Below are 25419 nucleotides of genomic sequence, written 5' to 3' on the forward strand. Positions count from 1 at the left end.
AACACCTCCAATCAGAAGGGAATCATGAAAACCGGAAATCTCAAAATCCCAACGATTCACGTTTTCGGTACGATGCTTTAGCCAGGCCTCCGAAGAGGCAACCAGAGATGGGGCTATAGCTATTGATCTTATCGATGGTGAAAGACTTTGTGAGTTACTTAAGCAGTTTGACCTTGGTGTAAGCACAAGGCTTGTCGAGAGTATCAGTGTAAACAAGGATTGGTTTTCTAATATATAGTATGATTGGCCGCGTTTTTATGAGAAATTTATATGCGGATTTTTATATCCTATGGTGAAGGCTCTGGAAGTGATTGTTGTTTGGCGCTTGCACCGTCTAAATGTTATAGTACAAAACAGCTCCTTTGACGAAAGTGCATCCCTCTTCATGCGGCACATTGCCCGTGCTTGACTTAAATCACGCAGCGTTTGCGGGCGGGGATTAAAACGGGAAACCTCAAGAGAAGGGGTTTCCGTCATGAATGTCCGCCCGGAAGATCTGCCCGCATAGCCTCACCCCTCAAGCCGTTGAGCATGACGCAACGTGAGGCCGGACCTTGAGCCCGTGCGTCCACCGTGCAGCGCGACGACAGCGCGCAGTCTGCCATCAAGGCGCGACAGTCATGGCTGGCGGTTGCAGCGGCGGTCCTGTTGCCCTTTGCCGCGCCTGCCTCCCCCAAAAACGTGAATCCTCCGCAAGATAATATATATTTTATCGATTTCTTATGCAACTTATTAGGATAATTTAAACGCACGCCTTCCTAATATTCCATCAACGCAGGGTAATGATGTTGGTTCGCTCCTACACGCTTGCGCCGATCCTTTCGTCGGCGCAGCGGGGCGGTTCTCGCATGCCCGCGAGAGAGTCAGCTGCATGATGCGCCGTAGACGGACGCCGTCCCGTTGAGCCAACGGGCGAAGGCGGAGCCATGTCCGAGCACGGCCTCGGAGACTGACTGAGATGCAACCGGGCGCGGGTGAAGATCGTCGCCAGAGAGGGATGTGACCCATGCTGAAAAAGACCGCTTCCTTGAAATTTTCGCTCATCGGCATGATGGCGACGCTGTTCGTGCTGCTCGTCGCGCAGGGTGGTTTCGGTCTCCTATCGATCAGCGGCGTGTTCGACAACACCGAGCGGCTGGCCTCCAAGGCGCTGCCGGCGGTCGATATCACCAACCGGTTGAACATCACCATCGCCAATCTGCGCGGCCTGCAGAACAGGCATCTCGTGGATCGCACGCCGGAGGAAATGGCTGCCACGGAAAAACAGATCGCCAAGGATCTCGGCAAGCTGCGCGACCGTATGGCCCGCTATGAAGCGCTGATTTCGCTGCCCAAGGAAAAGGCCGCCTATGCGGTGTTCACGGAACGGCTGTCGGCCTATCTCGCCGCCCATGACCAGATGATCGCGCTGTCGCGCGCCGGCATGAAGAAGGAGGCGTCCGATCTTCTCATCAACTCGATGACCAAGATCTATGGCGAGATCGACGATGCCGCCGACGCCTTCCGCGACGCCAATGTCGACGCCGCCGAGGAGATGCATCAGGAGGCGATCCGCGGTTTCCGCAACGCCTGGATCGCCAGCGTCGCCGTGCTTCTCCTGGGCCTTGCGGTCGGCGTTGCCGCCATGGCCTTCGTCATCCGCCGGGTCTCGCGCCCGATCGGTGAGACCACCGTGCTGATGCGGCGTCTGGCCGGCGGCGATCTCGATGTCGCCATCCGTTATCTCGATCAGGGCAACGAAATCGGCGACATGGCCCGCGCCGTCGACGTGTTCAAGCAGAACGCCATCCGCGTCCGCGCCATGAACGAACAGGAGCGCGCGCTCAAGCAGCAATGCGAGGCGCTGCAGGCGGCGATCGCAGAAATCGTCGCCGCCGCCGTGGAGGGCGATTTCAGCCGCCGCATCCGCGCCGATTTCGGCAATGCCGATCTCAACGCTTTCGCGGGATCGATGAACGAATTGGTGGAGTCGATCGGCAGCGGCCTGTCCGAAGTCCGGAGGGTGATGTCGTCGCTGTCCGACGGCGATCTGACCGAGCAGATGCGCGGCGTCTTCCAGGGCGCATTCGCCGAACTGCAGCACAATGTCAACCAGACCATGGAGGTTCTGCGCGTGCTGGTCACCGAGGTGCGCGCCTCCATCGACATGATCAATTCGGGTTCAGGCGAACTTCGCCTGGCGTCGGAAGATCTGTCGCGGCGCACGGAACAGCAGGCGGCGGCGCTCGAGGAAACCTCCTCTGCGTTGGAAGAGATCACGGTGGCCGTCCGCCAGTCCACCGAGCGCGCCATCGAGGCCGCCAAGGCGGTCACGCTCGCGCATAACAGCACCGAGAAATCGTCGAGCGTGGTCGGCGAGGCGGTCGCTGCCATGGAGCGGATCGAACAGGCGTCCACCGAGATCGGCAAGATCATCAATGTCATCGACGAAATCGCCTTCCAGACCAATCTCCTGGCGCTCAACGCCGGGGTCGAGGCGGCGCGCGCGGGCGAGGCCGGCAAGGGTTTCGCAGTCGTCGCCCAGGAAGTGCGTGAACTGGCCAGCCGTTCGGCCGGCGCCGCCAAGGATATCAAGGCCCTGATCGGCAAATCCGGGACCGAGGTCACCGAAGGCGTTCGCCTCGTCACCGCCACCGGCAATGTGCTCACCGCCATCCGCCAGCATGTCGGCGAGGTGAACCTGCATGTGAAGGAGATTTCCTCCGGCGCCCAGGACCAGTCCTACAAGCTTCAGGAGATCAACGACGCCGTCAACCAGCTCGACCAGGTCACCCAGCGCAATGCCGCCATGGCCGAGGAAACCACCGCCAGCACCAGCCGGCTCGCAGACGACGCCAACCAGCTCGCCCGCCTGATCTCGCGCTTCAAGGTCGGCAATGAGCGGGCTGCAACTCATCCACCCCGGGCGCTTCGCGCCGTCGGCTGATCCGGCTGCGCGTCTCCGCCCTATAAACCAAGGACGCTCCCCCGGGCGTCCTTGGTCCGTTCAGGGTTCGAGATGATGGAGACGCCGCATGCCGCTGATCGAGAGACGCGCATTTTGTCTGGCCGCCGCCGCCATGCTGGCGGGCGGCAGCGCCTGGGCTGCGGAGATCTGGCCGCTTTTTCGTCGCGGCGACGTGTTGGCGCTGATGCGGCATGCGACTGCGCCGGGAACGGGAGATCCGGACGGGTTTCAACTGAGGGATTGCTCGACGCAACGCAATCTATCGGACGAGGGCAGGGCGCAGGCGCGGCGGATCGGCGCGCTGTTTCGTCAGAATGGCGTCAACACCGCCTCCGTCTATTCGAGCCAGTGGTGCCGCTGCCTCGACACAGCGCGCGGCCTCGGATTGGGAGAGGTCGCCGAACAGCCGCTCCTCAATTCCTTCTTCGGCGAACCCGGGCAGAGCGAGGCGCGCAGCGCGCAGACGCTTGCCTGGATCCGTTCGCTGAAACCGGCGGCGCCCGTGGTCCTCGTCACCCATCAGGTCAACATCACCGGTTTGACCGGCGTCTTCCCGGCCTCGGGCGAGATCATTTTCGTTTCGCTGGACAAGGGCGCCGTGACGGTGCTGGGCCGGCTCGAAACCTGACGAGGCCTTTGCGAAGGGTTCGCGCCCGGCACCGCGACGATAGCGCAAGACAAAGAGGCGGCGGAGCACGAAAAAGCGGTGAATGCTCCGTATCGGCTTCACGTTTGTATAATCGAATTCACGTAATTTACGGCCTTCAGCATCCTTTCGGGTAGCACCATGGCCGCGTTCCGTCTTCTCTTCTCCGCCCGCATCCTGCCGCTCACCATCAGCATCGCCTTTGTTGCGATCTTCGGCCTGGCCCTGATTTCGATGGGTTTCTTTCATCCCGTCATTCTCGGCTTTTTTCTTCTGTCGCTGTTCCTGTCGGTTGTCGGCATTCACGACATCGTCCAGAGCCGGCATGCGGTTTTGCGCAACTATCCGATCAGCGGACATGCGCGTTACATCATGGAAGACCTGCGGCCGAAGATCCGGCAATACTTCTTCGAGGGCGAGAAGGACGGGCGGCCGTTCCCGCGCGACAAGCGCTCGCTCGCCTATCAGCGCGCCAAGGGCCAGCTCGACAAGCGGCCGTTCGGCACGGAATACGATGTCTATGAGCCGCGCTACGAATGGATCTCGCATTCGCTGGCCCCGACCCGGATCGCCGATCACCATTTCCGCGTCATTGTCGGCGGTCCCGACTGCACGCAGCCCTACAGCCATTCCGTGCTCAACATCTCGGCCATGAGCTTCGGCTCGCTGTCGGCCAACGCCATCCGGGCGCTGAACAAGGGCGCCAAGACGGGCGGCTTCGCCCATGACACCGGCGAGGGCGGCATTTCTCCCTATCACCGCGAATATGGCGGCGATCTGATCTGGGAGATCGGATCTGGCTATTTCGGCTGCCGTCATGACGATGGCTCGTTTTCACCGGAGCGTTTCGAGAAGGCTGCGGCAGATCCGCAGGTCAAGATGATCGAGATCAAGCTCAGCCAGGGGGCCAAACCCGGCCATGGCGGCGTGCTGCCCAAGGCCAAGATCACGCCTGAGATCGCCGAGATCCGCGGCATTCCGATGGATCGCGACTGCGTGTCGCCCGCAGGCCATCCGGCGTTTTCGACGCCGCTCGAACTCATGGCCTTCATCGCCCAGTTGCGCAAATTGTCGGGCGGCAAGCCTGTCGGCTTCAAGCTCTGCATCGGTCATGCCCATGAATTCCTGGCCGTAGTCAAGGCGATGCTGGCGACGGGCGTCACCCCTGACTTCATCGTGGTCGACGGCAAGGAGGGCGGCACCGGGGCTGCGCCCTCGGAATATATCGACCATATCGGCATGCCGCTGCGTGAAGGCCTCACATTCGTGCACAATGCGCTGATCGGGGCGGGCCTGCGCGACAAGATCCGCATCGGCGCGTCCGGCATGATCATCTCCGCCTTCGATATCGCCCGCGTCATGGCGCTCGGCGCAGACTGGGTGAATATGGCGCGCGGCTTCATGTTCTCGATCGGCTGCATCCAGTCGCAGGCCTGTCACACCGATCACTGTCCCGTCGGTGTCGCCACCCAGGACGAGCATCGGCAGCGGGCGCTGGTGGTGCCGGACAAGGCGACGCGCGTGGCGCAGTTTCACGCCAAGACGCTCGAAGCTTTGGCGGAAGTGGTGGCGGGCGCCGGGCTGCACCACCCATCCGAATTCAAGCCCTTTCATTTCCACAAGCGCATCAATCACAGCCAGGTGACCACGTTCACCCATCTCTATCCGCCGCTGCGGTCCGGCGAACTCTTGGAAGGGACGAACGACGTGCGCTTCCACATTCCCTGGCAGATCGCCCGCGCGGAAAGTTTTGCGCCCGCCCACTGATTTTTCTCAGGTTGCGATGAAATCTCGCCCCGATCGGCGCGTTATAGTGCGGCCGGCGCAAAGCGTCGTTGCCGCACTTGGCAAGCCGCGCGCTGGAATGAGAGAAAGAAAACCGCAAGAAAAAGGGAATCACATGCTGTTTCGTCCGCGCATCCTGTTGATGGTCATGGCTCTGTCGCTCGCCGCGCCTGTTGGGGCGGAAGAGGTGAAAACGCTGCCTCAGAGCCGAGCCGAAGTTCAGCTGTCCTTTGCGCCACTGGTGAAACAGACGGCCGGGACGGTGGTGAATGTCTATGCCGAAAAGGTCGTGGAGCGCCCGTCGCTCTATTCCGATCCGTTCTTCGAGGAATTCTTCGGCCAGCGGCTGCCCAACCGCACGGAAAAACAGAGCTCGCTCGGCTCCGGCGTCATCATCGCCAAGGATGGTCTCGTCATCACCAACAACCATGTCATTTCCGGCGCCGACGACATCAAGATCGCGTTGTCGGACGGGCGCGAATTCTCCGCCAAGGTGACGTTCAAGGATGAGCGGCTCGATCTCGCTCTCCTGAAGGTCCAGGGCGGCGGCTCGTTCGAAGCGCTGCCGATCGGCGATTCCGACGGCGTCGAGGTCGGCGATCTCGTGCTGGCGGTCGGCAATCCCTTCGGCGTCGGCCAGACCGTGACCTCCGGCATCGTCTCCGCGCTGGCGCGCAACCGGGTGGGCGAGGGCGACTTCTCCTTCTTCATCCAGACCGACGCCTCGATCAATCCCGGCAATTCCGGCGGCGCTCTGATCAATATGCGCGGCGAACTGATCGGCCTCAACACCGCGATCGTGTCGCGCGACGGCGGCTCGAACGGCATCGGCTTCGCCATTCCCGCCAATCTGGTGAAAGTGTTCATCGAGGCGGCGCGCGGCGGCCAGAGCGGATTTACGCGCCCCTATGTCGGCGCGACGTTCGAACCCGTCACGTCCGAGGTCGCAGAAGCCCTGGGTCTCAAGCTCGCGCGCGGCGCGCTGGTCACCAAGATCGTCAAGGATGGACCGGCGGATAAAGCGGGCCTGCGCCCCGGCGAGGTCGTCACCGCCGTCAATGGGCGCCCGGTCGAACATCCCGATGCGCTCGGCTATCGCCTGACCACCGCCGGCCTCGGCTCGACCGTGACGCTTGCTGTCTCCGACAACGGCAAGGAGCGCGAAGTCAGCCTCACCCTGCAGCAGGCGCCGGAGACGCGGCCGAAGGATGAGCGGCTGATTGACGGGCGCAATCCCTTCGCCGGGGCGCTGGTGGCCAATCTGTCGCCGCGGCTTGCCCAGGAGCTGCAGATGCCGTCGGAGGCCACGGGCGTGGTCATCGAGCAGATCTCCCGCGGCTCGCCCGCCGCCCGCCTCGGCTTCGAGCCGCGCGACATCATCATCGCCATCAACGGCCAGGAAATCACCTCCACCGAGGGACTGCAGGCCATGCTCGAATCCGATCCCAATTTCTGGCGGGTCGAGATCGATCGCGGCGGCCAGCGCATCCGGCAGTTCATTCGATGAGCAGCCTGTTCGATCATGCCGGCGTCGCCGACGCCATTCGGCCGCTTGCCGACCGTCTCAGGCCAAAATGCCTCGCCGAAGTCTCGGGCCAGGAACACCTGACCGGGCCCGACGGCGCGTTGACGCGCATGATCGAAGCGAAATCTCTGGGTTCCATGATCTTCTGGGGCCCGCCGGGAACCGGCAAGACCACCGTGGCGCGGCTTCTCAGCCGCGAAACGGATCTCTATTTCGAGCAGATTTCGGCGATCTTTTCCGGCGTCGCCGATCTCAAGAAAGTCTTCGAAGCTGCGCGGATGCGGCGGGAGCAGGGGCGCCAGACGCTGCTGTTCGTCGACGAGATCCATCGCTTCAACCGCTCGCAGCAGGACAGTTTCCTGCCGGTGATGGAGGACGGCACCATCGTGCTGGTCGGCGCGACCACCGAAAATCCGTCCTTTGAGCTCAATGCGGCGCTTCTGTCGCGCGCCCGCGTGCTGACCTTCAAATCGCATGACGAGGCGAGCCTCGCTTCGCTGCTTGGCCGCGCCGAGGCCGAGATGGGCAAGCCTTTGCCCGTTGACGAGGAAGCGCGCGCGCTGCTTTTGACGCTTGCCGACGGCGACGGCCGCGCCATCCTGACATTGTCCGAGGAAGTCTGGCGGGCGGCGCGCGACGGCGAACTGTTCGATTCCGCGCAGCTGCTGAATGTCGTCCAACGCCGCGCGCCGATCTATGACAAGGGTCAGGACGGCCATTACAATCTGATCTCCGCCCTGCACAAGTCGATCCGCGGTTCCGATCCGGATGCGGCGCTCTACTATATGTGTCGGATGCTCGACGCCGGCGAAGATCCGCTGTTCGTCGCCCGCCGCTTCGTGCGCATGGCGGTGGAGGATATCGGGCTTGCCGATCCGCAGGCGCTGGTGGTCTGCAACGCCGCCAAGGACGCCTATGATTTCTTGGGATCGCCGGAAGGGGAGCTCGCGCTCGCCAATGCCTGCATCTATCTGGCGACCGCGCCGAAATCCAACGGCGCCTATGTCGCCTACAAGGCGGCGGTGCGCGACGCCAAGGCCAATGGTTCGCTTTTGCCGCCCAAGCACATTCTCAACGCGCCGACCAAGCTGATGTCGCAGGAAGGCTATGGTGATGGCTATCGCTATGATCACGACGAGCCCGACGCTTTTTCCGGCCAGAATTATTTCCCGGAAAAGATGGGACGGCGCCGCTATTATGCGCCTCCGGATCGCGGATTCGAACGCGAGATCAACAAGCGCCTGCAATATTGGACGAAACTCCGCGAGGAGCGGGGCGAGAAATGAGGAATGGGGATGAGCCTCGTCAGTCTATGCATGCCGAGCCGCCGTCCGCTGGCGACGTCCAAAGCCTCGATCGATAGCATGGCCGCCTATGCGCGGGCGCGGAACTGTCGGCTGATCATTTCCGACAATTCCGATGAGCAGGGCAAGGCGGCGCATTACGCCGCGCATTCGGACATCGTGACGGTGCTGCAAAATCCGGGCGCTGGTCCGCTCGACAACCTGATGCGCACGGTTGAGGCGGCCGATACGCCTTTCATCCTGCCGGTGGGCGACGATGATTTCATCGAAGAGGCGGCGGGCGCGGCGGGGATCGATCTGGCTCGGCTGCCGGACGACTTCATCGGCGCGCGGCCGACGGTGGTGATTTTCGCGGCGGGGGAGCCCGAACTCCGTCGCCTGGACTACGCTCTGCCGGAGGATAGTCCGGTTGACCGGTTTCACGCCTATGCGCAGCGACGGGGCGGCTGCAATTCGCTCTATTACAGTTTTTTCCGACGCGACTCCTTTCTGTCCGTCCATGAGCCTTATTGGCGCATGCGCAAAACCGTGATCGGCGATTTCGACTGGGCGGTGACCACCTCGCTTCTGTTCGAAGGCAAGGTCGCGCATGATCCGTCGACGCTTTATCGCTACGATCTCGGCCGCTGGCGCCGGCAGGAGAGCATCGACGCGTCGGTCAGGGGCTTTTATCTCGATGCGGGCCTTCCGGACTGGGCGGCGAAGTTCGATTTGCTGTTCAAATATCTCGATGTCTTCGTGACGACGCAGCGGCCGTCGCTGTCGCTGCCGGAGGTCGATCGCCTCAAGGCGCTCTATACGGCGACCATCGCGCTTCTGGGATCGCTGCTGCGCAACGCCGCCCAGAATGCCGAGCGCTACCGAGGTTTCGAAGATTACATCGCCGAACTCAAAGCCGCCGTCAGCGATCCGAGCGACGACCTCGCCAGCGTTTTCGACGCCTGCGCGCGGATCGCCGGCCGCATGAAGCCGGGTTTCGAGGACGAGCTTCACCAATGGCTGGCCGCCACCCGCGCCGGGCATTGAGGCCGCCGACTTTCACAGGAGACTACACATGCTGAACATCATTTCCGAAACCACCGCGCATGGCGGCATGCAGGGCGTTTTCTCGCATGCCTCCGAGGCCTGCAAATGCGACATGACCTTCTCGGTGTTCGTGCCGCAGCAGGCCAAGGACGAATTGCGCCCGGTGCTGTGGTATCTGTCGGGCCTGACCTGCACCCACGCCAATGTCATGGAAAAGGGCGAATATCGTCGTCTCGCCGCCGAACTCGGCCTGATCATCGTCTGCCCCGACACCTCGCCGCGCGGCAATGACGTGCCGGATGAGCTGACCAACTGGCAGATGGGCAAGGGCGCCGGCTTCTATCTCGACGCCACCGAAGCGCCCTGGGCCGAGAACTATCAGATGTACACCTATGTCACCCAGGAATTGCCCGAGTTGATCGGCAAGACCTTCCGCGCCGACATGACCCGGCAGGGTATTTTCGGCCATTCGATGGGCGGCCATGGCGCGCTCACCATCGCGCTCAAGCATCCCGACCGCTTCAAGAGCTGCTCGGCCTTCGCCCCGATCGTCCAGCCCTCCACCGCCGACTGGTCGCGGCCGGCCTTCGAGAAATATCTCGGAACGGATGAGCTCGCCTGGCGGAAATATGACGCGGTGGCCTTGGTCGAGGACGGCATGACGTTCCCGGAATTCCTGATCGACCAGGGGCTCGCCGACAGTTTCCTGCAGACCGGACTGCGCCCCTGGCAGTTCGAGGAAGCGCTCGAGAATACCGACATGAAGCTGACGCTGCGCAATCACGAGCGCTACGACCACTCCTACTATTTCATCTCGACTTTCATGGACGATCATCTGCGCTGGCACGCGGAGCGTCTGGCGAAGTAAGCCCCGACTGACTGCGCGATCGTCCTGCCCGGGTTGGTCCTGCGTATCTACCCGCGGATTATCCGGCGCGACGTCGCGGTCGGGTTGACTGGCTCACACCCTCGGCGCAAGGCCGAGGGTGACGACGGAGAGGCAGGGTCTCAGCACTTCTTCTCGAGCGTCTCGACGCAGGGTTCGCCGTCGGCGGACGGATCATCGGCGGCGGGCGTCGTCGCCGCAGGTTCGGCGGCAGGTTTTTTCGGCATGATCACCACCTTCGCCTTGGCGCCGTCTTCCACGGTGGCCGGGGCGGTCGCGTCGGGTTGCGTCGTGTCGTTCATTCCTGCCTGCGGCACCTTCGCCGGGGCCGCCTGTTCGGTGACGGGGGTCTTGGAATTCAGCAGCGGATCCTGGTCGGCGCCGACCACGGGCGCGTTCTGCAGGGGGATGACGACCGGCTTGATCTCTCCCTCGGCGGACGGCGCGATCTGTTGTTCGGCGGGCAGCGCCGGGCCGCTGATCTGGGTCGACAGGCGCGGGTCGTGGGTCAGGCGCTTGACGATCGGCGGCTGGTTGAGGCGATATTCGTAGCGGAGGCGCGCTGCGATGGCTTCCGCGGCCGACCAGTTGGCGGCGCGACGGTCGACCGAAAGGCTCAGCACCAGATAGCTGCGGACATGCACGGGATGTCCCGAGACGACGTCGGTCAACATCACGGAAATTTCGGTCTGCGTTTGCAGTCCGTCTTCGGTCGGGGCCTGCTGGACGTCGACGATATGCACCGTCATCACCGCGCGGGGCATGGGGGTCGGCCGCACGGTGGCGGCGATCGCATCGTCCAGCCGGTCCTGAATGGCGCTCATGAGCTTTTTGGGCGTTCCGGCATTGCCGGTGACCAGCGCCGCGCGGACCTCGTAGATCTGGGTCACTTCCGGCAGGCTCTTCGGTCTGGTTCCGCAGGCGGACAGAAGGACGCCAGCCGCTAAGATGACGACCACGCGCAGAAAATGCCCCAGCATCGTTCGATTCCCCCTTAAGCAAGTGCTTAAGCGACCATGAACGTTTATGGTTAGCGTAGCGTTAACGAGCGGCGGCGCGTAGTCTCTCCGTTAAGCGGAGAGACTGTGAAACAGATCGGCGGCTGTTTTCATTTCGATCCAGCGGGCCTTGCGTCTGGCCTCTGCTTCGGCGTCGGAGCCCCATTGCTCGATGTTGAAATCCTCGTCGACATGGGCCGCCGCCCAGGCCGCTTCGGCGTCGATCCGGCGCTTGGCGAAAGCCAGCGCCAGAAGCGCCGAGCCTGTCAGCGTGGTGATCGTGTGCAGCGCTGCGAGCGCGAGCGGCTGGTGATGATCGGAAAGCGCGCGGCGATAGGCTGAGAGCGCCTCTTCCGGCTGCTCCTGATGCATGACGCCTGCGGCCAGAATGAAGCGCGCGCCGACATTGTCCGCCGCCCAGAACAGCACCGGATCCCAATGTCTCGCCTGCAAGGCGGTCAGCCGCTCCGGATGTTCGGCACGATAGCAGAGGAGATCCGTGCCGGCGAAGGAGACGATATCCTCGGCAACCGCGTCGATCTCCCGGGCGATGCCATCGATGGCGGTGTTGGCCAGCCGCGTCGCCGGCATTTTGGCGGGATTGATCTCCTCGCCCTGAGAACGCCACTCCTCCGCGACGATTTCCGCTGCGGCGGCCGTCGGCAGCAAGAGAGCGGATTTCATCGGCGTCTTGACCGGCCGACCGTCGAGCAGAATCTGGAAACCGGCGTCGGATTGTTCGACAGACACGTCCTTGTAGAAACGCTTCGGCAGCGGCCGCTTCATCTGGATCTGGGCGCGGCGTGTCGGATCTTCATCCGACAGCACGGGCGCGGCGAGGTCGCTGAATATGTCGCGCATCGATTTTTCCTCTTCAGACATGGGCCAGGATCTCCAGAGGGGTGTGAAGCACGGCGTCGGCGCCGGCGTCCCAGAGCGCGTCAACGGCGCAATAGCCCCAGGAAACGCCGATCGCTTTCGCGCCGGCGGCTTTCGCCATGCCCATATCGTAAATGGAATCGCCGATGACAATGGTGTCGGCGGCGTCGATACCCGCGTCGGTGCAGCATTCCAGCACCATGGCCGGATGCGGCTTGGAGGGGCAGTCATCCGCCGTGCGCGACACGAAGAAGGTCTTCTCGAAGCCATGTGCGTCGACGATCAGGTTCAGCCCGCGTCGCGACTTGCCGGTGACGGCGCCGAGCAGCAGGTCGCCGCGCGCCGACAGCGTGTCCATTACATGGGCGATGTCGTCAAACAGCGGCTCCTGAAAATGCGGCAGCGCGCGGACATCGCTATAGATCGACTTGTAATGCGCCGTCATCGCCGCCACGCGCTCATCGACATGCTCCTGGCCCATGATGCGGGCGATGGCGCTGTCGAGCGTGATGCCGATGATCGATTTCGTCGCCTCATAAGTCGGCTCGGGCATGTCGTGATGCACGAAGGTGCGGACCATGACTTCATGGATCAGCTTTCCGCTGTCGACCAGCGTGCCGTCGCAATCGAAGAGAACCAGTTTCACAGGCTTATTCCCCGTAGTCGTCGCCGTTGCCTTCCTCGAAGCCGAGCAGGTTCCAGGTTTGGACCATATGCGGGGGAAGGGGGGCGGTCACGCGCAGGCGGCCGCCGTCGGGATGCGGAATATCGATGTGGCGGGCATGCAGATGCAGCTTGTTCTGCACGCCGCCCGGGAAATCCCAGCCCTGTTCGGCTTCGAAATATTTGGGATCGCCGATGATCGGATGGCCGATATGGGCGGCATGGACGCGCAGCTGGTGGGTGCGGCCGGTATAGGGCTCCATTTCCAGCCAGGCGAGGCGCTGCGCCGCCTGTTCGCGGACGCGGAAATAGGAGACGGCGTGATCGGCGCCGTCCTCGCCATGCTTGGCGACGCGCATGCGATCGCCATCCGGCGTCTGTTCCTTGACCAGCCAGGTCGAAATCTTGCCTTCAGCCGGACGCGGCACGCCCTTGACCAGCGCCCAATAGGTTTTCTTGGTGTCGCGCTCGCGAAAAGCGCCGGTGAGCGCCTGCGCCGCGCCGCGGGTGCGGGCGATCACCAGGACGCCGGTCGTGTCCCGGTCGAGGCGATGGCATAGGCGGGGCTTTTCGCCGCGCGGGCTCGTCCAGGCTTCCAGCATCTTGTCGACATTGCGGACCACGCCGGAGCCGCCCTGGACGGGCAGGCCGTGCGGCTTGTTGAGCACGATGACCTTCTTGTCTTCATAGAGCACCATGCGCGACAGAAGCTCGTGATCGCTGGAATGCGAGAGCTCCTTGCCCGACAGCGGCTTGCCCTTCTTCTCGTCGACATCGAGCGGCGGCACGCGCACCGTCTGGCCGGGCTGGACGCGGGTGTCGGATTTCACCCGGCCGCCATCGACGCGGATCTGGCCGGAACGCAGCAATTTCTGCAGCGGGCCGAAGCCCAGTCCGGGATAATGAACCTTGAACCAGCGATCGAGCCGCATGCCCGCTTCGTCTGTTTCCACCTGTTTATGCTCTACGCCAGCCATCGTCTCAATTTTCCTTTTCGGCAGGCTTTAGAGCAAAGCGCGCCCGAGCGCCAGCCCCGCGAAAACCGCGGCAATCGAGATCACCAGCGTCGCCGCCACATAGACGAAAGCGAGCCCGAGATCGCCGCGCTCGAACAAAGTGGCGAAATCGAGCGAGAAAGACGACAGCGTCGTGAACCCGCCCATGACGCCGGTGACCAGGAACAGCCGCATCTCCATCGACGCATTGAGCCTGCGCGCGATCAGCTCCACCAGGACGCCGATGGCGAAGGAGCCGGCGATGTTGACGATCAGCGTGCCCCAGGGAAAGGAAGGGCCAAACAGGCGGGTGGTCAAAACGCCGGTGAGATAGCGGGCGACGGAGCCGAGCGCGCCGCCGAGCGCGACGAGGAGGATGGGGAGCATGGAGGTGTCTCTGTTTCGATCGCGTCGCCTGAGCGGCGGCGTTCCTTACTTTTCGTGCGGCCGTCATGTTCTTCAAATCACACGCATGGTCAACCGTTGACCAATACTGAGCCCATTGGTGTAGAGCCATTACGGCCTTGTCATCGAGGCCGAGCTACCGCGAGAATTGCTCCATATGTATTTTCTATTATATATTTGACAGATCAAGTAAAATCAAAATATAATATATTAATTTTTATGGAGGCGAATTAAAATTATGAAGCACGAGACAATAAATTCTGTTGTCGGAGTTCTAGGATTGTTGACTGCAACTATAACTGCGATCTCCCAATTTTGGCCAGAAGATGATAATATTCAGGTTGTGGTCGAAAGTCGTATCGAGACTGACAGACCTATAAAAATCTTGGGAGTTGGGTTGCTAAAGTCGCATGATGTTGAGCCGTCTCCAATGCTCGGTCCAATAAGCTGGAAGGTTCGCATATTCAATGAAAACGATAAGCCCGTTTCACTCGTTGATTATCGTGTTTTCCAAATATTGGAGAATAATATGCCAATCTATACAAGTGATACGAGTCCTATTCTAGAAAATTTTTCGCCTATTATGGATGAGCAAAAAACACCTTTCACTATCGCGCCTCACGAGGCTAAAGCCTTCGTTCTTTCACTGAATATACCGTTCAAGAAATTGGCGGGGAATCATATTAAATGCGATGCTGAGTTATCTAGTATGCGAAAATTCGAACGTTGTTTGCTCGAAAATGGCCGAGATCTATTTGGAAACAAAGTTATATACAATATTAAATTTACAACTGGAGTAGATAATTTATGGAGTTTCCGTTGGGAAGAGCAATTCAGTCCAAAGTATATTTTGGAATTTAAAACGGCATCTGGTAAAAAGTTTGTTTCACGCTTTGATTATTTCCTGTTCAATCGTTAGGGAAAAATATATTATATTGTTTTTAGTATGTAGTATTTTAAATCAAATATTTCTGCTTTTTCACTTTTATCGAAGTAAGTGCGCTTCATTAAAATTATGCAATTTTTGGCGGAAATGTATATCAATATTTCGACGGTAATCACGCAATATATCAAAAAATATTGCAAAAACAACTGAGGTAATTCCCTTTTATACAAAGGTCCGACTAAATATGTATGTTTGATTTATTTTCTATATTGTTTATTATTTTTATGGTAATCGATTTGGCTTGCTGCGGCAATTCTGGCAGCTTTGACATTGATTGTTCGCGCATTCGCCAAAAAATTGCTTTGGGTTGCGTCCGTTGCTTCATTGCGATCATAGCCTGCGGGCCCTTCAGGATGTTTTGCGGAAAAGGAGTTCTTCTGCAAATTTCTTCCCATCAATCGGCCAGAGATCAACTGGTCTCGGGCGCCGAACGTCCAACCTGCCCACTTCCGGTCTGCATGAGAGGACCGCGTCCCGCCACTGCAATGGAATTGCGTCGATCCCGTAGAGCGCGCCCATCAGCGCGCCGCAGATTGCGGCATTCGTATCCGTGTCGCCGCCGCAAGCGATAGTCGCAACGACTGCGTCTTCGACATTCGAACAGTTCAACATCCTGTGTACCGCATTCTGAAACGCGATCAGCACCCAGCCCTGCTGATGAAGGAAGTTTTTGGGAGGCCCGTCTTCCGCGGCTCTCAATGCCCTGACAACACTTTCCTCTACGTCCAATTCCTGTGCCCAGCGGATCATAGCGGCAAAGAGTTCGCGTGGAGGCGGAGCGTCGGCGATCGCAGTCGACAGAGCGCGCACAAAAATGACGTTGACGTCACGGCAGACCGGGTTGGGATGCGTGATAACAGCGTCTTGAACTGCCCATGCATCCAAGTCCGGACCGCGACGATCCGCGCCGAAAATGCCGAGAGGGCTGATCCGCATCAGCGCGCCGTTGGCCTGGCTCTCCTCGTTCGGTTGCCCTCTTATGCCGCTCATCACGGTCATCCCGCAGTCGAAAGGCTTGGTGCTCAGCAAGTATTCATAGGTTTTTCTGGCCGCGGCCTTAACATATGTGCCCTGTGAAACGATGGTACGTGCGAGCAAGAGCGCCATTTCAGAATCATCGGTCGGCTGTCCGGCGATGGTGTCCCAGGTTCCGCCCGCTGCAATTTCCCGCACACCATCGGGATAGCGTCGCCCGATCTCCTCGGGCGTCAGGAACTCGACGAGGCTGCCCAATGCGTCACCGGTAAGTTGCCCCAAAAGACATCCCCGTGCGCGGTCCAGCTTGGTTGTCATGTTACGGCAGCCTTCGCCCGCCGGCACAGTTTCTCCAGCGTCTCCAGAAAGGCCGAGCGATCGCGGGGAGAGAAGGCGGCGTTGTAGCCCTTGCTTTCGCCGGTTTCGCGCAGATGCTGGCCGAGGTCGCGCATGGCGGAGGCCATGCCGATATTGGTCTGGTCGAAGACGCGGCCGGTCGGGCCGGTCACATGCGCGCCCTTGGCCACGCAGCGCACGGCGAGCGGCACGTCGGCGGTGATGACGATGTCGTTGGTCTTGACCTCGTCGGCGATCCAGTTGTCGGCGGCGTCGAAACCGTTGGACACGATAATGTTGCGCACAAGCGGATCTCGCGACGGGCGCAGGCCGGAATTGGCGACGAGCGTCACCCTCAGGCCATGCCGCTCGGCGACCTTCAGGATTTCCGGCTTCACCGGGCAGGCGTCAGCGTCGACATAGATTTCGATCGGGGACAAGGAACTTCCGTCAGTTGCTGTTCTGGTCAGGGTTTGGGCGCGGAGGGCGCGGGCGCCTGGGGCTTGGCGTCCGGGGGAGTCGTCGTCTTGGTCTTGGGCATGGCGCGCGCGCCATCTTTCTGCGTCCATATCTCATAGGCGACGCGATCGAGATTTTCATAGGTCCAGGTGCCGCTCCAGGAGCCGTCGGCCTGCTCGGAATAGACGGCGAGGCCGACATCCTTGCCGCTGCGGAACAGAATGGAGATGGCGGTGTCCGCCTCGGAGGCCGGGCCGGGCGTGAAGACGCCTTTGGCCATCACGCCTCCCACGCCGGTGCCGGTGAATTTCGTATCGCCGACGATCCAGACGGCCTTGTAGGTCTCGCCGCTGCGATTGATCGTGATCTTGCCTTTATAGGCGCCCGTCCCGTCGGCGTTGCCGCCATTCACCAGCCAGGAGCCGGTAGGATCGGCCAAAGCCGGCGCGGCGAAGGCTGCGGCGATGAGGAGACCTGTAAGGCAGGCGCGCATGGAAGGCTCCGTGAATCGAGATTTGTGGCGGAAGACTATCAGGCGCGGGCTCGGTCCGTCCACACTGGCAGCAGGTCGCCGTCCTCGGCTTCGGCTGAGTAGACGCCGCGGGCGATGGCGCGGGCCATGACGGCTGCGGCGGCCGCGGACAGGGCGACGAGATCCGCAGGCTCGGGACGGCGCCCGGAGGCGCCTGTTGCCAGCGCGAAGACGATGTCGCCGTCAAACGGCGTATGCGAGGGCCAGAGCGCATGGGCGAAACCATCATGGGCCGCCATCGCCAGCCGCTTGGCTTCGGCCTTGGTCAGCACGGCGTCGGTGGCGATCACCGCGATGGTGGTGTTGGCGTCCTTGGGTTGCCCCAGATCCATCTTGGTGAAGATCCTGGCTGCATCCTCCGGCAGCTGCGGCGGCAGGCCCAGCCCGCCGAATTCTCCATCGAGTTCGAAGGCCGCGGCGCGGAAATAGGGCGTTGCGCCGAAGGTGGCGGAGCCCAGCGCGTTGACGGCGGCGAGGGCGCCGACGGTGAAGCCGTTCGGCAGGATGGCCGAAGCCGAACCCAGACCGCTTTTGAGACCCGCCGTCAGCGCGCCCGCGCCAGCGCCGACCGAGCCGAGGCTGAACTCGACCGAAGCTGCGAGCGCGGCCTCGTAGCCGAGATCGCGATAGGGCGAGTGGCGTCCCCAGTCCTTCTCGCCGCCGTTCAGCAGGTCGAACAGGATCGCGGCGGGCACGATCGGCACGCGCGCCGATCCGACCGCGAAGCCCCGGCCCATCTCGCGAAGCGCCGATTGCACCCCGGAGGCGGCGTCGAGCCCGAAAGCCGAGCCTCCCGACAGCGTAATGGCGTTCACGGCCTGAACGGTGTTGTGCGGCTCCAGGAGATCGGTCTCGCGGGTGCCCGGCGCGCCGCCCATCACATGCGCCGCAGCCACGGCCGGTGGATCGCAGAGAATGGCGGTGACGCCGGATTTAAGCCGGGCGTCGGTCACATGCCCCACGGTGAGGCCGGCGACATCGGTCAGCAGATTGCGCGGGCCGGCTTTCATAACGATCTCCGTGGTTTGGGGGTGGTTGCTCGAGGTTTGAGTCACCGACTTGAGACATTGAATCCGGCTGACTGCGCAAGCCTCTGGCGCGACTTACTCCACTGTCACGGCCGGCTCGAATCTCTCGCCGGTCCAGCGCATCAGAGTGAAGGGATTGGCGGCCAGTTCATGGTTCTTGGTGAAGCGGATTTGTCCGATGGCGGTGTCGAAAGGCGTGTCTACAAGCGCTTCGGCGATGTCGGCCCCGCTATTGGCGGAGATCTCGGCGGCGTCGACGGCGATCGTCACGGCCGCATAGGCGGGCAGGGCGTAGCCGTCCGCTGACTGGCCGGTGGCTTTGAGCGCTTCGATCGCCGTCTTGGCGTCCGGCTGTTCGGGCCAGTCGGGCAGGGTGACGGCGAGCACGCCTGCTTCGAGCGGCGCATCGACATCCACGGCGTTCAAGGCGTCGCCGCCGAGGAAGACCAGCGGCAGGCCCGCCTTCTTCGCGTCGCGGGCCATCACAGCCATGTCGCTGCGGTCGGCGGCGGCGAAGACATGGGTGACGCCGGCTTTCGCGAGGCGCCGCATCAGCTGCGTCTGCACTTCCTGGGCGGGGCGGAACGTATCGGTGAAAGTCGGCTTCAGCCCTTGCGTCTCCAGCGCGTTGCGCACCCATTCGGCCGTGTCGCGGCTGGTGATCGTGCCGTCGTCGAGGAGGGCGAAGGGCTTGTCGGCCCAGTAGCGGCGAATGGTTTCAGTGATGCGCTCGCGTTCGGCCTGCGACCCCGGCGCCAGACGGAAGAGCGGCCAGCCATGCTTGAGCGCGTCCTCCATGGGAATGGGCGCGCGAATGCCGACAGTGATCACCGGGATCTTCGCCTCCGACAGCGGCGCCAGCGCACCGTCGAGCGATTCCGTGCAGAGAAAGCCGATCGCCGCCTTGGCGCCCGACGCCTTGATCGCTTCGGCCAGCGCCGGGCCCGAACCGTCTTCGCAGCTCTCGGTCAGCGTCACCAGTTCCGCCTTGTCGCCGGCCGCGGCATTTCCGCCGCGCCGAACCTGATCGCCGAGAAGGCCCAGCGCTTCGCCCTCCGGGGCGACCACGGCGATCTTGATCGGCGCGCAAAGGGCGCTGGATGCGAGCGCCGCGACGAGGGCGGCGAGGAGGAACGGCTTGATCGACATAGGTTTTCGTCCCCTGGGGATGAGTGCGCATCAAAAGCTGGATTGGCGCAATTTCGCAAGCGCCTATCGCTGGACTTCGAACTTTTTCAATCCTTCGTCTGTATATAGCGTCATCAACAACAATCGAAGGCGGGAAGACATTGGTCGAAGCCAAACTCTATCGCGACGCCATGGCGCGTTATGCCGGGCATGTGCAGATCGTCACCACGGCGCTGAACGGCGAACGCCGCGGGGTGGCGGTCACCGCCGCCTGCTCGGTGTCCGACGCGCCGCCGACGGTGCTCGTCTGCCTCAACCACAACAATGAGAAGAACAAGATCTTCTTCGACAGCGGCGTCTTCGCGCTGAATTCGCTCGCCGCCCATCACCAGCCGTTGAGCCACGCTTTTTCCGGTCTCGAAAAGCTGACGATGGACGAGCGTTTCGCTCATGGAGAGTGGGATGCGCTCGCCACCGGCGCGCCGACGCTGAAAGATGCGGTGGCGACCTATGACTGCCGCGTCGTGCAGAAGATTCCCTATACGACGCATACGATTTTGATCGGCGAAGTCGCATCCCTGCGACTGGGCGGGCAGGATGCCGCGCTCGTCTATATGGACCGCTCCTATCATTCGCTGTAGTCTGGCGCGGACGGATGCCCGCGCGTCGCGCCGGGTCGAGAGGAGTTCGCCTGATGGTCCAGACCGCGCTGCCCGCTTCGATCGACGAAACGCTGCGGCTTCTGGAAAGTCAGGATTATCTGGCAGGGCGGCCGCTCGCCACGGTGCTCTATCTCGCGCTGAAGCTCAGGCGTCCCTTGTTTCTCGAAGGCGACGCCGGCGTCGGCAAGACCGAAATCGCCAAGGTGCTCGCCAAGGGGCTGGGCCGCGAGCTCATCCGGCTGCAATGCTATGAGGGGCTCGACGTCTCCTCCGCCGTCTATGAATGGAATTATCCTGCCCAGATGCTGGATATCCGCCTGGCCGAAGCCGAAGGCGTGACCGATCGCGGACGGCTGGAAAAGGATCTGTTTTCGGAAAAGCATCTGATCCGCCGACCAGTGCTGCAGGCTTTGTCCAGCGCCTCGGGCGCTGCGCCGGTGTTCCTGATCGATGAACTCGACCGCACCGACGAGGCTTTCGAAGCCTTCCTGCTCGAAATCCTGTCCGACTATCAGGTGACGATCCCGGAATTCGGCACGATCAAGGCCGCCGAGCCGCCCATCGTCATCATCACCACCAATCGCACCCGCGAGGTGCATGATGCGCTGAAGCGCCGTTGCCTCTATCACTGGGTCGATTATCCCAGCTCAACGCTGGAGCTCGCCATTGTCAGGCGCAAGGTTCCCGGCTGCAACGAGCGGCTGGCCTCCGAAATCGTCGGTTATGTGCAGCGGCTGAGAACGCTGGACCTGTTCAAGAATCCTGGCATCGCCGAGACGATCGACTGGGCGACCGCGCTGACCGAACTCGATCGCGTCGCGCTCGATCCCGAAACCATTTCCGACACGGTCGGCGCGCTGTTGAAATATCAGGAAGACATCGCCCGCATCCAGGGCAGCGAGGGACGGCAGACGCTCGACGCCGTCAAGGCCGAACTTCTGGCGGCGGACTAGGCGAGGCCATGATCGAGGGGCGTTCGAGCGTTCAGGACGGTCTCGTCGTTCCCCCGGTCGCGCCGGGCGCGGGCCGCTTCGCCGACAATATCGTGCATTTCTCGCGAGCGCTGCGTCGCGCCGGCCTGAAGATCGGCCCCGGCGCGGTGATCGACGCCATCGAGGCGGCGGAGGCGATCGGCGTCGGTTCGCGCGATGAATTCCACACGGCGCTATCGGCCACGCTGGTGAAGCGGCATGAAGACATGGCTGTGTTCGATGAAGTCTTTGATATCTTCTGGAGGCCGCGCGATTTCGAGGGTAAGCTGATCCAGATGCTGTCGCGGATGACGCCGGATCTGGGAGAGAAGGAAAAGCCGCGCCCGGCGCAGGCGCGCGCCACGGATGCGCTCTACGCCGAACGGCCCGAGCAGACGCGGGAACGGCAGGAGATCGAGATCGATTCCCGCTTCTCCGTTTCCGAGCGCGAGACGTTCCGGCAGATGGATTTCGCGCAGATGAGCGCCGTCGAACTGCGCGAGGCGCGGGCGGCGCTGGCCAAGCTGACGCTGCCGATGGACGAGGTTCTGACCCGGCGCTACGAGCCCTCCAAGCGTCCCGCCCGCTTCGACGCCCGCGCCACGCTGCGGGCGGCCATGCGCACCGGCGGCGACCTGATGCTGCCGAAATGGCGCAAGCGCCGGCGCGTGCAGCCGCCGCTGGTGGTGCTCGCCGATATTTCCGGCTCGATGAGCCAGTATTCGCGCATCTTCCTGCATTTCATGCATGTGCTGACCGAGCGCCGCAAACGCGTCCATACCTTCGTGTTCGGCACGCGGCTCACCAATGTGACGCGCGCCATGCGCCATCGCGATCCGGATGAAGCGGTGGCGCTTTGCCTCGGCTCGGTCAAGGACTGGTCGGGCGGCACCCGCATCGGCGAGACGTTGAAGGAATTCAACCGCCGCTGGGCGCGTCGGGTGCTGGGGCAGGGCGCGACCGTGCTGCTGATCACCGACGGGCTCGAGCGCGATGACGCCACGCTGTTGGCCGAGGAGACAGACAGGCTGCATCGCTCCTGCCGGCGGCTGATCTGGCTCAATCCGCTTTTGCGCTTCGAAGGTTTCGAGGCGCGGGCGCGCGGGGTGATTGCCATGGCCGCCCATGTCGACGAACTCAGGGCAGTCCACAATCTCGACGCCATCGGCGATCTCGCCCGTGCGCTGTCGGGCGCGCCATCGCGTGACGCCGATCCGCGCCGTTTTCTTCCCGAAAGACGAAAGGACTGATCGCCATGCCGCTTGATCCGCTCGATATTGCCGAGGCCTGGACCGGAGAGGGCCGTAGTGTGGCGCTCGCCACAGTGATTGAAACCTGGGGCTCGGCGCCGCGACCGGTGGGGTCGCATCTGGTGATCGACGCCGAGGGCAATTTCGAGGGCTCGGTGTCCGGCGGCTGCGTCGAAGGCGCCGTCATTTCCGAGGCGCAGGACGTCATCGCCTCGGGCGAGGCGAAACTGCTGGAGTTCGGCGTCGCCGACGAGACCGCCTGGCGCGTGGGCCTGTCCTGCGGCGGCCGCATCGCCGTCTATGTCGAAAGGATCGCCTGATGAAGCGCGAGGATCTTGTCCGCTTGAATGCCCTGAGGGCAGAGCGCCGCGCATCCGTCTATGTCGCCGATCTCGAACAAGGCGGAGGTCGGTTGATCGCCGAAGGCGAGGTGGTGGAGGACAGTCTGGGCGCAGCCGTCAGGACGGCCTTTCTCAGCGGCAAGTCCAACCAGGTCGAGATCGACGGCAAGCGTCTGTTCCTCAACGTTCAGGTTCCGCCGCCGCGCATCGTCGCCATCGGCGCCGTCCACATCACCCAGGCTTTGGCGCCGATGGCGGCCATTGCCGGCTTCGATGTGAGCGTGATCGATCCGCGCACCGCCTTTGCGGCGCCCGAGAGGTTCGAGGGTGTGGATCTCGTCGCCGACTGGCCGGAGGATGTGTTGGAGGCGCGGCCGCTCGACGCCTATACGGCGCTGATCGCGGTGACGCATGATCCGAAGATCGACGACTACCCGATCGCTGCGGGCCTGAGGGCCGGCTGCTTCTATGTCGGCGCGCTCGGCAGCCGCAAGACGCATGCAAAGCGGGTGGAGCGGCTGATGGCGCTTGGCCTGACGGAGGAACAGATCGCCGGGATCGACGCGCCCATCGGGCTCGATATCGGCGCGATCAGCCCGGCGGAGATCGCCGTATCGGTTCTCGGCGCCCTCATTCATGCATTTCGCCGGCGGGCCATTCGCTGATCCACACAAACAAAAAGCGCGTCAGCCTTTGGGCGACGCGCTCTCATTCCGGAACCGGAAGACCAGATTACTTGATCTTGGTTTCCTTGAACTCGACGTGCTTGCGCACGACCGGGTCATACTTGGTCTTGACCATCTTCTCGGTGAAGGTGCGGCTGTTCTTGGTGGTCACGTAGAACGTGCCGGTGTCAGCCGTCGAGAGAAGCTTGATCTTGATGGTTGTTGCTTTCGCCATGGTCGTACTGCCCTTAAAAAGTTGACGCCGTGAAAACCGGTGAGGCCACGGCGAAATCTGGCGCGAAACTACGCATAAAGCCTGGAAAGTCAAGTCCGGCGCGGATGAAAAATCAGGCGGTAGAGGGCGAAGACCACGAAGACCACGAAGAAGGCCGTCAAAGTCCAGGCAAAACCATCGGTTCCACGCAGATCCATGCCCGCGCCGATTGCCGCAGGACCCGCCACCGTGCCGACTGCATAGAAGAAAATGAAGGCGGCGTTGGCGGCGGCGAGGTCGGAGCCTGAGAATCGCTGGCCGATGAGACTCAGACCTACCGTGTAGAGACCGGCCACCACGCCGCCCCAGATCAAGAGCAGCACCGCGAGCTTGACCCAGGAGGATGAGGCATGCGGCAGCAGGACGGCGCCGATGAGGCCGATCACGCCCATGATGAGCAGCAGCAGGCGGCGGTCGCGGATGCGGTCCGCCATCAGCCCGATCGGGATCTGCAGCGCGACATTGCCGATCGCCATTACGGTCAGGAGCGTGCTCGCCTGCGCCTCGGTGAAGCCGAGCCGCGTGGCGTAGACCGGCAGCAGAGCGAGACCGCCCGCTTCGACCGCTCCGAACACGAAGACGCCCATGATGGCGGTGGGCACCGCGAATGTGTAGCGCAGGAAGTGCTGGCGCGGCTTTTCGTCGAGATAGGGGCTTTCCTTGCGGGCGATGAAAATCGGGATCGCGGCCAGCGTGATCACCAGCGCGCCGATCACGAATGGCAGCACGCCCTGGGTTCCGACCAGCGAGAAGATCGCCGTGCCTCCGGCGAAGCCCATAGACAGAACCGTGGCGTAAATTCCCAGCACGAAACCGCGTTTCGACGGCGGCGCCGCATGGTTGATCCAGAATTCCGACAGGATGAACAGCGTGGTCGTGGCGCCGTGAAAGACGATGCGCAGCGGAAACCAGGCCCAGAAATTCTCGATGTAGTAGAAGCCGAGCGAACTGATTGCGGCGACGAACACCGCCCAGATCATGGTGGTGGCCACGCCATAGTCATGGGCGAGCTTGGTGGTGATCGGCGCTGCGATCATCGCGGCAAGGCCGGCCGTGGCGGTGTTCAACCCGTTGAGAGAGGAGGGAATGCCGCGCTGTTCCAGCAGCAGCGACAGAAGCGGAAGTCCGAGACCGATGGCGATGCCCACGGCGGAGATGGACGCAATCGCAGCGATCAGCGAAGGCCAGTGGATCGCCTCGCTTTCGCCTCCCAAGGGTTCACTCATGCAACTTCACTTTCAAAGGCTCGCTTCCTGCTCGCGCCGCGCGCTTTGACGGCTCCAGACAGTTAGACGGCTCAGGGCCGGATTTCAAAGCCCTGACGCGCATTTTCCGGTAATTTTTAAAGATGTCAGGATTCGGGCTTCGGTTCTTCGCCGCCGAATCCGTGCATACGCGCGCCCCATTGCAGTCCGATGACAGCGCCCTTGATCGGCTGGATGGTGGTCAGCGCCAGGAGAAGCGTGATCGGCGTCCAGATGGCGAGATGGGTCCAGTTGGACGCCGGCCAGACGAGATCGGTCATCATGAAGCCGCCGACGACGACATGGCCCACGACGACGATGGAGAGATAGGCCGGCAGGTCGTCTGCGCGCTGATGGGTCATGTCCTCGCCGCAGACCGCGCAGGCGTCGACCGGCTTCAGATAGGCCCTGAACAGGCGACCCTCGCCGCAATGCGGGCAGCGGCAGAACAGGCCTCGCTTGATCGCGCCCCAGATGTCGCGCGGCGGGCGTTCGCTCACCTGCGCATTGGTCCAGACTGGGCTGTCTTCGATCTTGGCCATCGGGTCT

Annotated in this window: 26 protein-coding genes; 13 read left to right on the forward strand and 13 right to left on the reverse strand. The window is 62.3% G+C overall.

The genetic code is table 11. The features are described 5' to 3' along the window. The first annotated feature begins 1006 nt into the window (after positions 1-1006). From E8Q41_RS00010 to fghA, 7 genes are all read left to right on the forward strand, one after another. Positions 1007-2926 (forward strand): methyl-accepting chemotaxis protein, encoded by a 1920-nt coding sequence (locus tag E8Q41_RS00010; protein WP_137153447.1) that lies wholly within the window; start codon positions 1007-1009, stop codon positions 2924-2926. An 88-nt stretch (positions 2927-3014) separates the two neighbouring features. Next, the gene (locus tag E8Q41_RS00015) at positions 3015-3575 is read left to right on the forward strand and encodes a histidine phosphatase family protein (RefSeq protein ID WP_137153448.1); all 561 of its coding nucleotides are present in this window, start codon (positions 3015-3017) and stop codon (positions 3573-3575) included. A gap of 159 nt (positions 3576-3734) precedes the next feature. Next, positions 3735-5360, forward strand: coding sequence for an FMN-binding glutamate synthase family protein (locus E8Q41_RS00020; RefSeq protein ID WP_137153449.1), 1626 nt, complete (start codon positions 3735-3737; stop codon positions 5358-5360). Positions 5361-5493: 133 nt separating this feature from the next. Next, entirely contained in the window at positions 5494-6885 is a 1392-nt protein-coding gene (locus tag E8Q41_RS00025) for a DegQ family serine endoprotease (protein WP_137153450.1), read from the forward strand. After that, a complete protein-coding gene (locus E8Q41_RS00030) occupies positions 6882-8189 on the forward strand; it encodes a replication-associated recombination protein A (RefSeq protein WP_137153451.1) in 1308 nt (435 codons plus the stop codon). Before E8Q41_RS00025 ends, E8Q41_RS00030 begins: the two co-directional genes overlap by 4 nt. Positions 8190-8198: 9 nt before the next feature. Next, positions 8199-9233: a hypothetical protein gene (locus E8Q41_RS00035; protein ID WP_137153452.1), complete on the forward strand. Its 1035-nt coding sequence runs from the start codon at positions 8199-8201 to the stop codon at positions 9231-9233. A 31-nt stretch (positions 9234-9264) separates the two neighbouring features. Beyond that, positions 9265-10101 carry an S-formylglutathione hydrolase gene (fghA, locus tag E8Q41_RS00040; RefSeq protein ID WP_137153686.1) on the forward strand — a complete coding sequence of 279 codons (837 nt, stop codon included), beginning with the start codon at positions 9265-9267 and terminating at the stop codon, positions 10099-10101. 140 nt (positions 10102-10241) lie between these two features. On the opposite strand, the gene E8Q41_RS00045 is transcribed toward fghA, so the two are convergent. The 5 genes from E8Q41_RS00045 to crcB form a co-directional block, all read right to left on the reverse strand. After that, positions 10242-11099, reverse strand: a complete 858-nt coding sequence (locus E8Q41_RS00045) for a hypothetical protein (RefSeq protein ID WP_137153453.1) — start codon at positions 11097-11099, stop codon at positions 10242-10244. A gap of 90 nt (positions 11100-11189) precedes the next feature. Continuing rightward, positions 11190-11978 carry an ATP12 family protein gene (locus E8Q41_RS00050; RefSeq protein ID WP_137153454.1) on the reverse strand — a complete coding sequence of 263 codons (789 nt, stop codon included), beginning with the start codon at positions 11976-11978 and terminating at the stop codon, positions 11190-11192. 13 nt (positions 11979-11991) lie between these two features. Beyond that, positions 11992-12642 carry an HAD-IA family hydrolase gene (locus E8Q41_RS00055; RefSeq protein ID WP_137153455.1) on the reverse strand — a complete coding sequence of 217 codons (651 nt, stop codon included), beginning with the start codon at positions 12640-12642 and terminating at the stop codon, positions 11992-11994. Between the two features lie 4 nt (positions 12643-12646). Next, positions 12647-13636, reverse strand: a complete 990-nt coding sequence (locus E8Q41_RS00060; RefSeq protein ID WP_137153456.1) for an RluA family pseudouridine synthase — start codon at positions 13634-13636, stop codon at positions 12647-12649. A gap of 27 nt (positions 13637-13663) precedes the next feature. After that, the gene (gene crcB / locus E8Q41_RS00065) at positions 13664-14041 is read right to left on the reverse strand and encodes a fluoride efflux transporter CrcB (RefSeq protein ID WP_137153457.1); all 378 of its coding nucleotides are present in this window, start codon (positions 14039-14041) and stop codon (positions 13664-13666) included. A gap of 256 nt (positions 14042-14297) precedes the next feature. Between crcB and E8Q41_RS00070 the strand changes: the two genes are divergently transcribed. Beyond that, entirely contained in the window at positions 14298-14978 is a 681-nt protein-coding gene (locus tag E8Q41_RS00070) for a hypothetical protein (RefSeq protein WP_137153458.1), read from the forward strand. A 375-nt stretch (positions 14979-15353) separates the two neighbouring features. On the opposite strand, the gene E8Q41_RS00075 is transcribed toward E8Q41_RS00070, so the two are convergent. From E8Q41_RS00075 to E8Q41_RS00095, 5 genes are all read right to left on the reverse strand, one after another. After that, positions 15354-16298 carry an ADP-ribosylglycohydrolase family protein gene (locus E8Q41_RS00075; RefSeq protein WP_137153459.1) on the reverse strand — a complete coding sequence of 315 codons (945 nt, stop codon included), beginning with the start codon at positions 16296-16298 and terminating at the stop codon, positions 15354-15356. Then, positions 16295-16756 (reverse strand): YaiI/YqxD family protein, encoded by a 462-nt coding sequence (locus tag E8Q41_RS00080; protein WP_246660026.1) that lies wholly within the window; start codon positions 16754-16756, stop codon positions 16295-16297. The genes E8Q41_RS00075 and E8Q41_RS00080 overlap by 4 nt, the downstream gene beginning before the upstream one ends. Positions 16757-16782: 26 nt before the next feature. Further along, a complete protein-coding gene (locus E8Q41_RS00085) occupies positions 16783-17268 on the reverse strand; it encodes a hypothetical protein (protein WP_137153461.1) in 486 nt (161 codons plus the stop codon). Between the two features lie 38 nt (positions 17269-17306). Then, entirely contained in the window at positions 17307-18317 is a 1011-nt protein-coding gene (locus E8Q41_RS00090; protein WP_137153462.1) for a P1 family peptidase, read from the reverse strand. Positions 18318-18410: 93 nt separating this feature from the next. Next, complete coding sequence (locus tag E8Q41_RS00095) at positions 18411-19484, reverse strand: branched-chain amino acid ABC transporter substrate-binding protein (RefSeq protein WP_137153463.1); 1074 nt, start codon at positions 19482-19484, stop codon at positions 18411-18413. Positions 19485-19654: 170 nt separating this feature from the next. Between E8Q41_RS00095 and E8Q41_RS00100 the strand changes: the two genes are divergently transcribed. The 5 genes from E8Q41_RS00100 to E8Q41_RS00120 are packed head-to-tail and all read left to right on the forward strand — an operon-like array spanning position 19655 to position 23352. Then, positions 19655-20104, forward strand: a complete 450-nt coding sequence (locus tag E8Q41_RS00100; protein WP_137153687.1) for a flavin reductase — start codon at positions 19655-19657, stop codon at positions 20102-20104. Between the two features lie 53 nt (positions 20105-20157). Further along, complete coding sequence (locus E8Q41_RS00105) at positions 20158-21078, forward strand: MoxR family ATPase (RefSeq protein ID WP_137153464.1); 921 nt, start codon at positions 20158-20160, stop codon at positions 21076-21078. 8 nt (positions 21079-21086) lie between these two features. Then, on the forward strand, positions 21087-22346 hold the full coding sequence (locus E8Q41_RS00110; RefSeq protein ID WP_137153465.1) for a VWA domain-containing protein: 1260 nt from the start codon (positions 21087-21089) through the stop codon (positions 22344-22346). Positions 22347-22351: 5 nt separating this feature from the next. Next, on the forward strand, positions 22352-22666 hold the full coding sequence (locus E8Q41_RS00115) for an XdhC family protein (RefSeq protein WP_137153466.1): 315 nt from the start codon (positions 22352-22354) through the stop codon (positions 22664-22666). Next, entirely contained in the window at positions 22666-23352 is a 687-nt protein-coding gene (locus tag E8Q41_RS00120; protein WP_137153467.1) for an XdhC family protein, read from the forward strand. Before E8Q41_RS00115 ends, E8Q41_RS00120 begins: the two co-directional genes overlap by 1 nt. 67 nt (positions 23353-23419) lie before the next feature. Here the strand turns inward: E8Q41_RS00120 and rpmG are convergent, their stop codons facing one another. The 3 genes from rpmG to E8Q41_RS00135 form a co-directional block, all read right to left on the reverse strand. Beyond that, positions 23420-23587 carry a 50S ribosomal protein L33 gene (gene rpmG / locus E8Q41_RS00125; protein WP_137153468.1) on the reverse strand — a complete coding sequence of 56 codons (168 nt, stop codon included), beginning with the start codon at positions 23585-23587 and terminating at the stop codon, positions 23420-23422. Between the two features lie 89 nt (positions 23588-23676). Next, a complete protein-coding gene (locus tag E8Q41_RS00130) occupies positions 23677-24852 on the reverse strand; it encodes an MFS transporter (RefSeq protein WP_137153469.1) in 1176 nt (391 codons plus the stop codon). Positions 24853-24977: 125 nt separating this feature from the next. Continuing rightward, positions 24978-25412: a DUF983 domain-containing protein gene (locus E8Q41_RS00135; protein ID WP_137153470.1), complete on the reverse strand. Its 435-nt coding sequence runs from the start codon at positions 25410-25412 to the stop codon at positions 24978-24980. Between the last annotated feature and the right edge of the window lie 7 nt (positions 25413-25419).

The organism is Rhizobium sp. FKL33, assembly GCF_005222915.1.
Lineage (GTDB): Bacteria > Pseudomonadota > Alphaproteobacteria > Rhizobiales > Rhizobiaceae > Rhizobium_E.

Bases quoted from the DNA above. Each gene is read 5' to 3' on its own strand.
- E8Q41_RS00100 (WP_137153687.1), top strand. From the start codon at position 19,655: ATGGCGCGTTATGCCGGGCATGTGCAGATCGTCACCACGGCGCTGAAC.
- E8Q41_RS00025 (WP_137153450.1), top strand. From the start codon at position 5,494: ATGCTGTTTCGTCCGCGCATCCTGTTGATGGTCATGGCTCTGTCGCTC.
- E8Q41_RS00085 (WP_137153461.1), bottom strand. From the start codon at position 17,268: ATGCGCGCCTGCCTTACAGGTCTCCTCATCGCCGCAGCCTTCGCCGCG.
- E8Q41_RS00115 (WP_137153466.1), top strand. From the start codon at position 22,352: ATGCCGCTTGATCCGCTCGATATTGCCGAGGCCTGGACCGGAGAGGGC.
- E8Q41_RS00090 (WP_137153462.1), bottom strand. From the start codon at position 18,317: ATGAAAGCCGGCCCGCGCAATCTGCTGACCGATGTCGCCGGCCTCACC.
- crcB (WP_137153457.1), bottom strand. From the start codon at position 14,041: ATGCTCCCCATCCTCCTCGTCGCGCTCGGCGGCGCGCTCGGCTCCGTC.
- E8Q41_RS00120 (WP_137153467.1), top strand. From the start codon at position 22,666: ATGAAGCGCGAGGATCTTGTCCGCTTGAATGCCCTGAGGGCAGAGCGC.
- E8Q41_RS00070 (WP_137153458.1), top strand. From the start codon at position 14,298: ATGAAGCACGAGACAATAAATTCTGTTGTCGGAGTTCTAGGATTGTTG.
- rpmG (WP_137153468.1), bottom strand. From the start codon at position 23,587: ATGGCGAAAGCAACAACCATCAAGATCAAGCTTCTCTCGACGGCTGAC.
- E8Q41_RS00030 (WP_137153451.1), top strand. From the start codon at position 6,882: ATGAGCAGCCTGTTCGATCATGCCGGCGTCGCCGACGCCATTCGGCCG.
- E8Q41_RS00060 (WP_137153456.1), bottom strand. From the start codon at position 13,636: ATGGCTGGCGTAGAGCATAAACAGGTGGAAACAGACGAAGCGGGCATG.
- E8Q41_RS00015 (WP_137153448.1), top strand. From the start codon at position 3,015: ATGCCGCTGATCGAGAGACGCGCATTTTGTCTGGCCGCCGCCGCCATG.
- E8Q41_RS00130 (WP_137153469.1), bottom strand. From the start codon at position 24,852: ATGAGTGAACCCTTGGGAGGCGAAAGCGAGGCGATCCACTGGCCTTCG.
- E8Q41_RS00135 (WP_137153470.1), bottom strand. From the start codon at position 25,412: ATGGCCAAGATCGAAGACAGCCCAGTCTGGACCAATGCGCAGGTGAGC.
- E8Q41_RS00045 (WP_137153453.1), bottom strand. From the start codon at position 11,099: ATGCTGGGGCATTTTCTGCGCGTGGTCGTCATCTTAGCGGCTGGCGTC.
- E8Q41_RS00050 (WP_137153454.1), bottom strand. From the start codon at position 11,978: ATGCGCGACATATTCAGCGACCTCGCCGCGCCCGTGCTGTCGGATGAA.
- E8Q41_RS00010 (WP_137153447.1), top strand. From the start codon at position 1,007: ATGCTGAAAAAGACCGCTTCCTTGAAATTTTCGCTCATCGGCATGATG.
- E8Q41_RS00035 (WP_137153452.1), top strand. From the start codon at position 8,199: ATGAGCCTCGTCAGTCTATGCATGCCGAGCCGCCGTCCGCTGGCGACG.
- E8Q41_RS00020 (WP_137153449.1), top strand. From the start codon at position 3,735: ATGGCCGCGTTCCGTCTTCTCTTCTCCGCCCGCATCCTGCCGCTCACC.
- E8Q41_RS00095 (WP_137153463.1), bottom strand. From the start codon at position 19,484: ATGTCGATCAAGCCGTTCCTCCTCGCCGCCCTCGTCGCGGCGCTCGCA.
- E8Q41_RS00110 (WP_137153465.1), top strand. From the start codon at position 21,087: ATGATCGAGGGGCGTTCGAGCGTTCAGGACGGTCTCGTCGTTCCCCCG.
- E8Q41_RS00075 (WP_137153459.1), bottom strand. From the start codon at position 16,298: ATGACAACCAAGCTGGACCGCGCACGGGGATGTCTTTTGGGGCAACTT.
- E8Q41_RS00105 (WP_137153464.1), top strand. From the start codon at position 20,158: ATGGTCCAGACCGCGCTGCCCGCTTCGATCGACGAAACGCTGCGGCTT.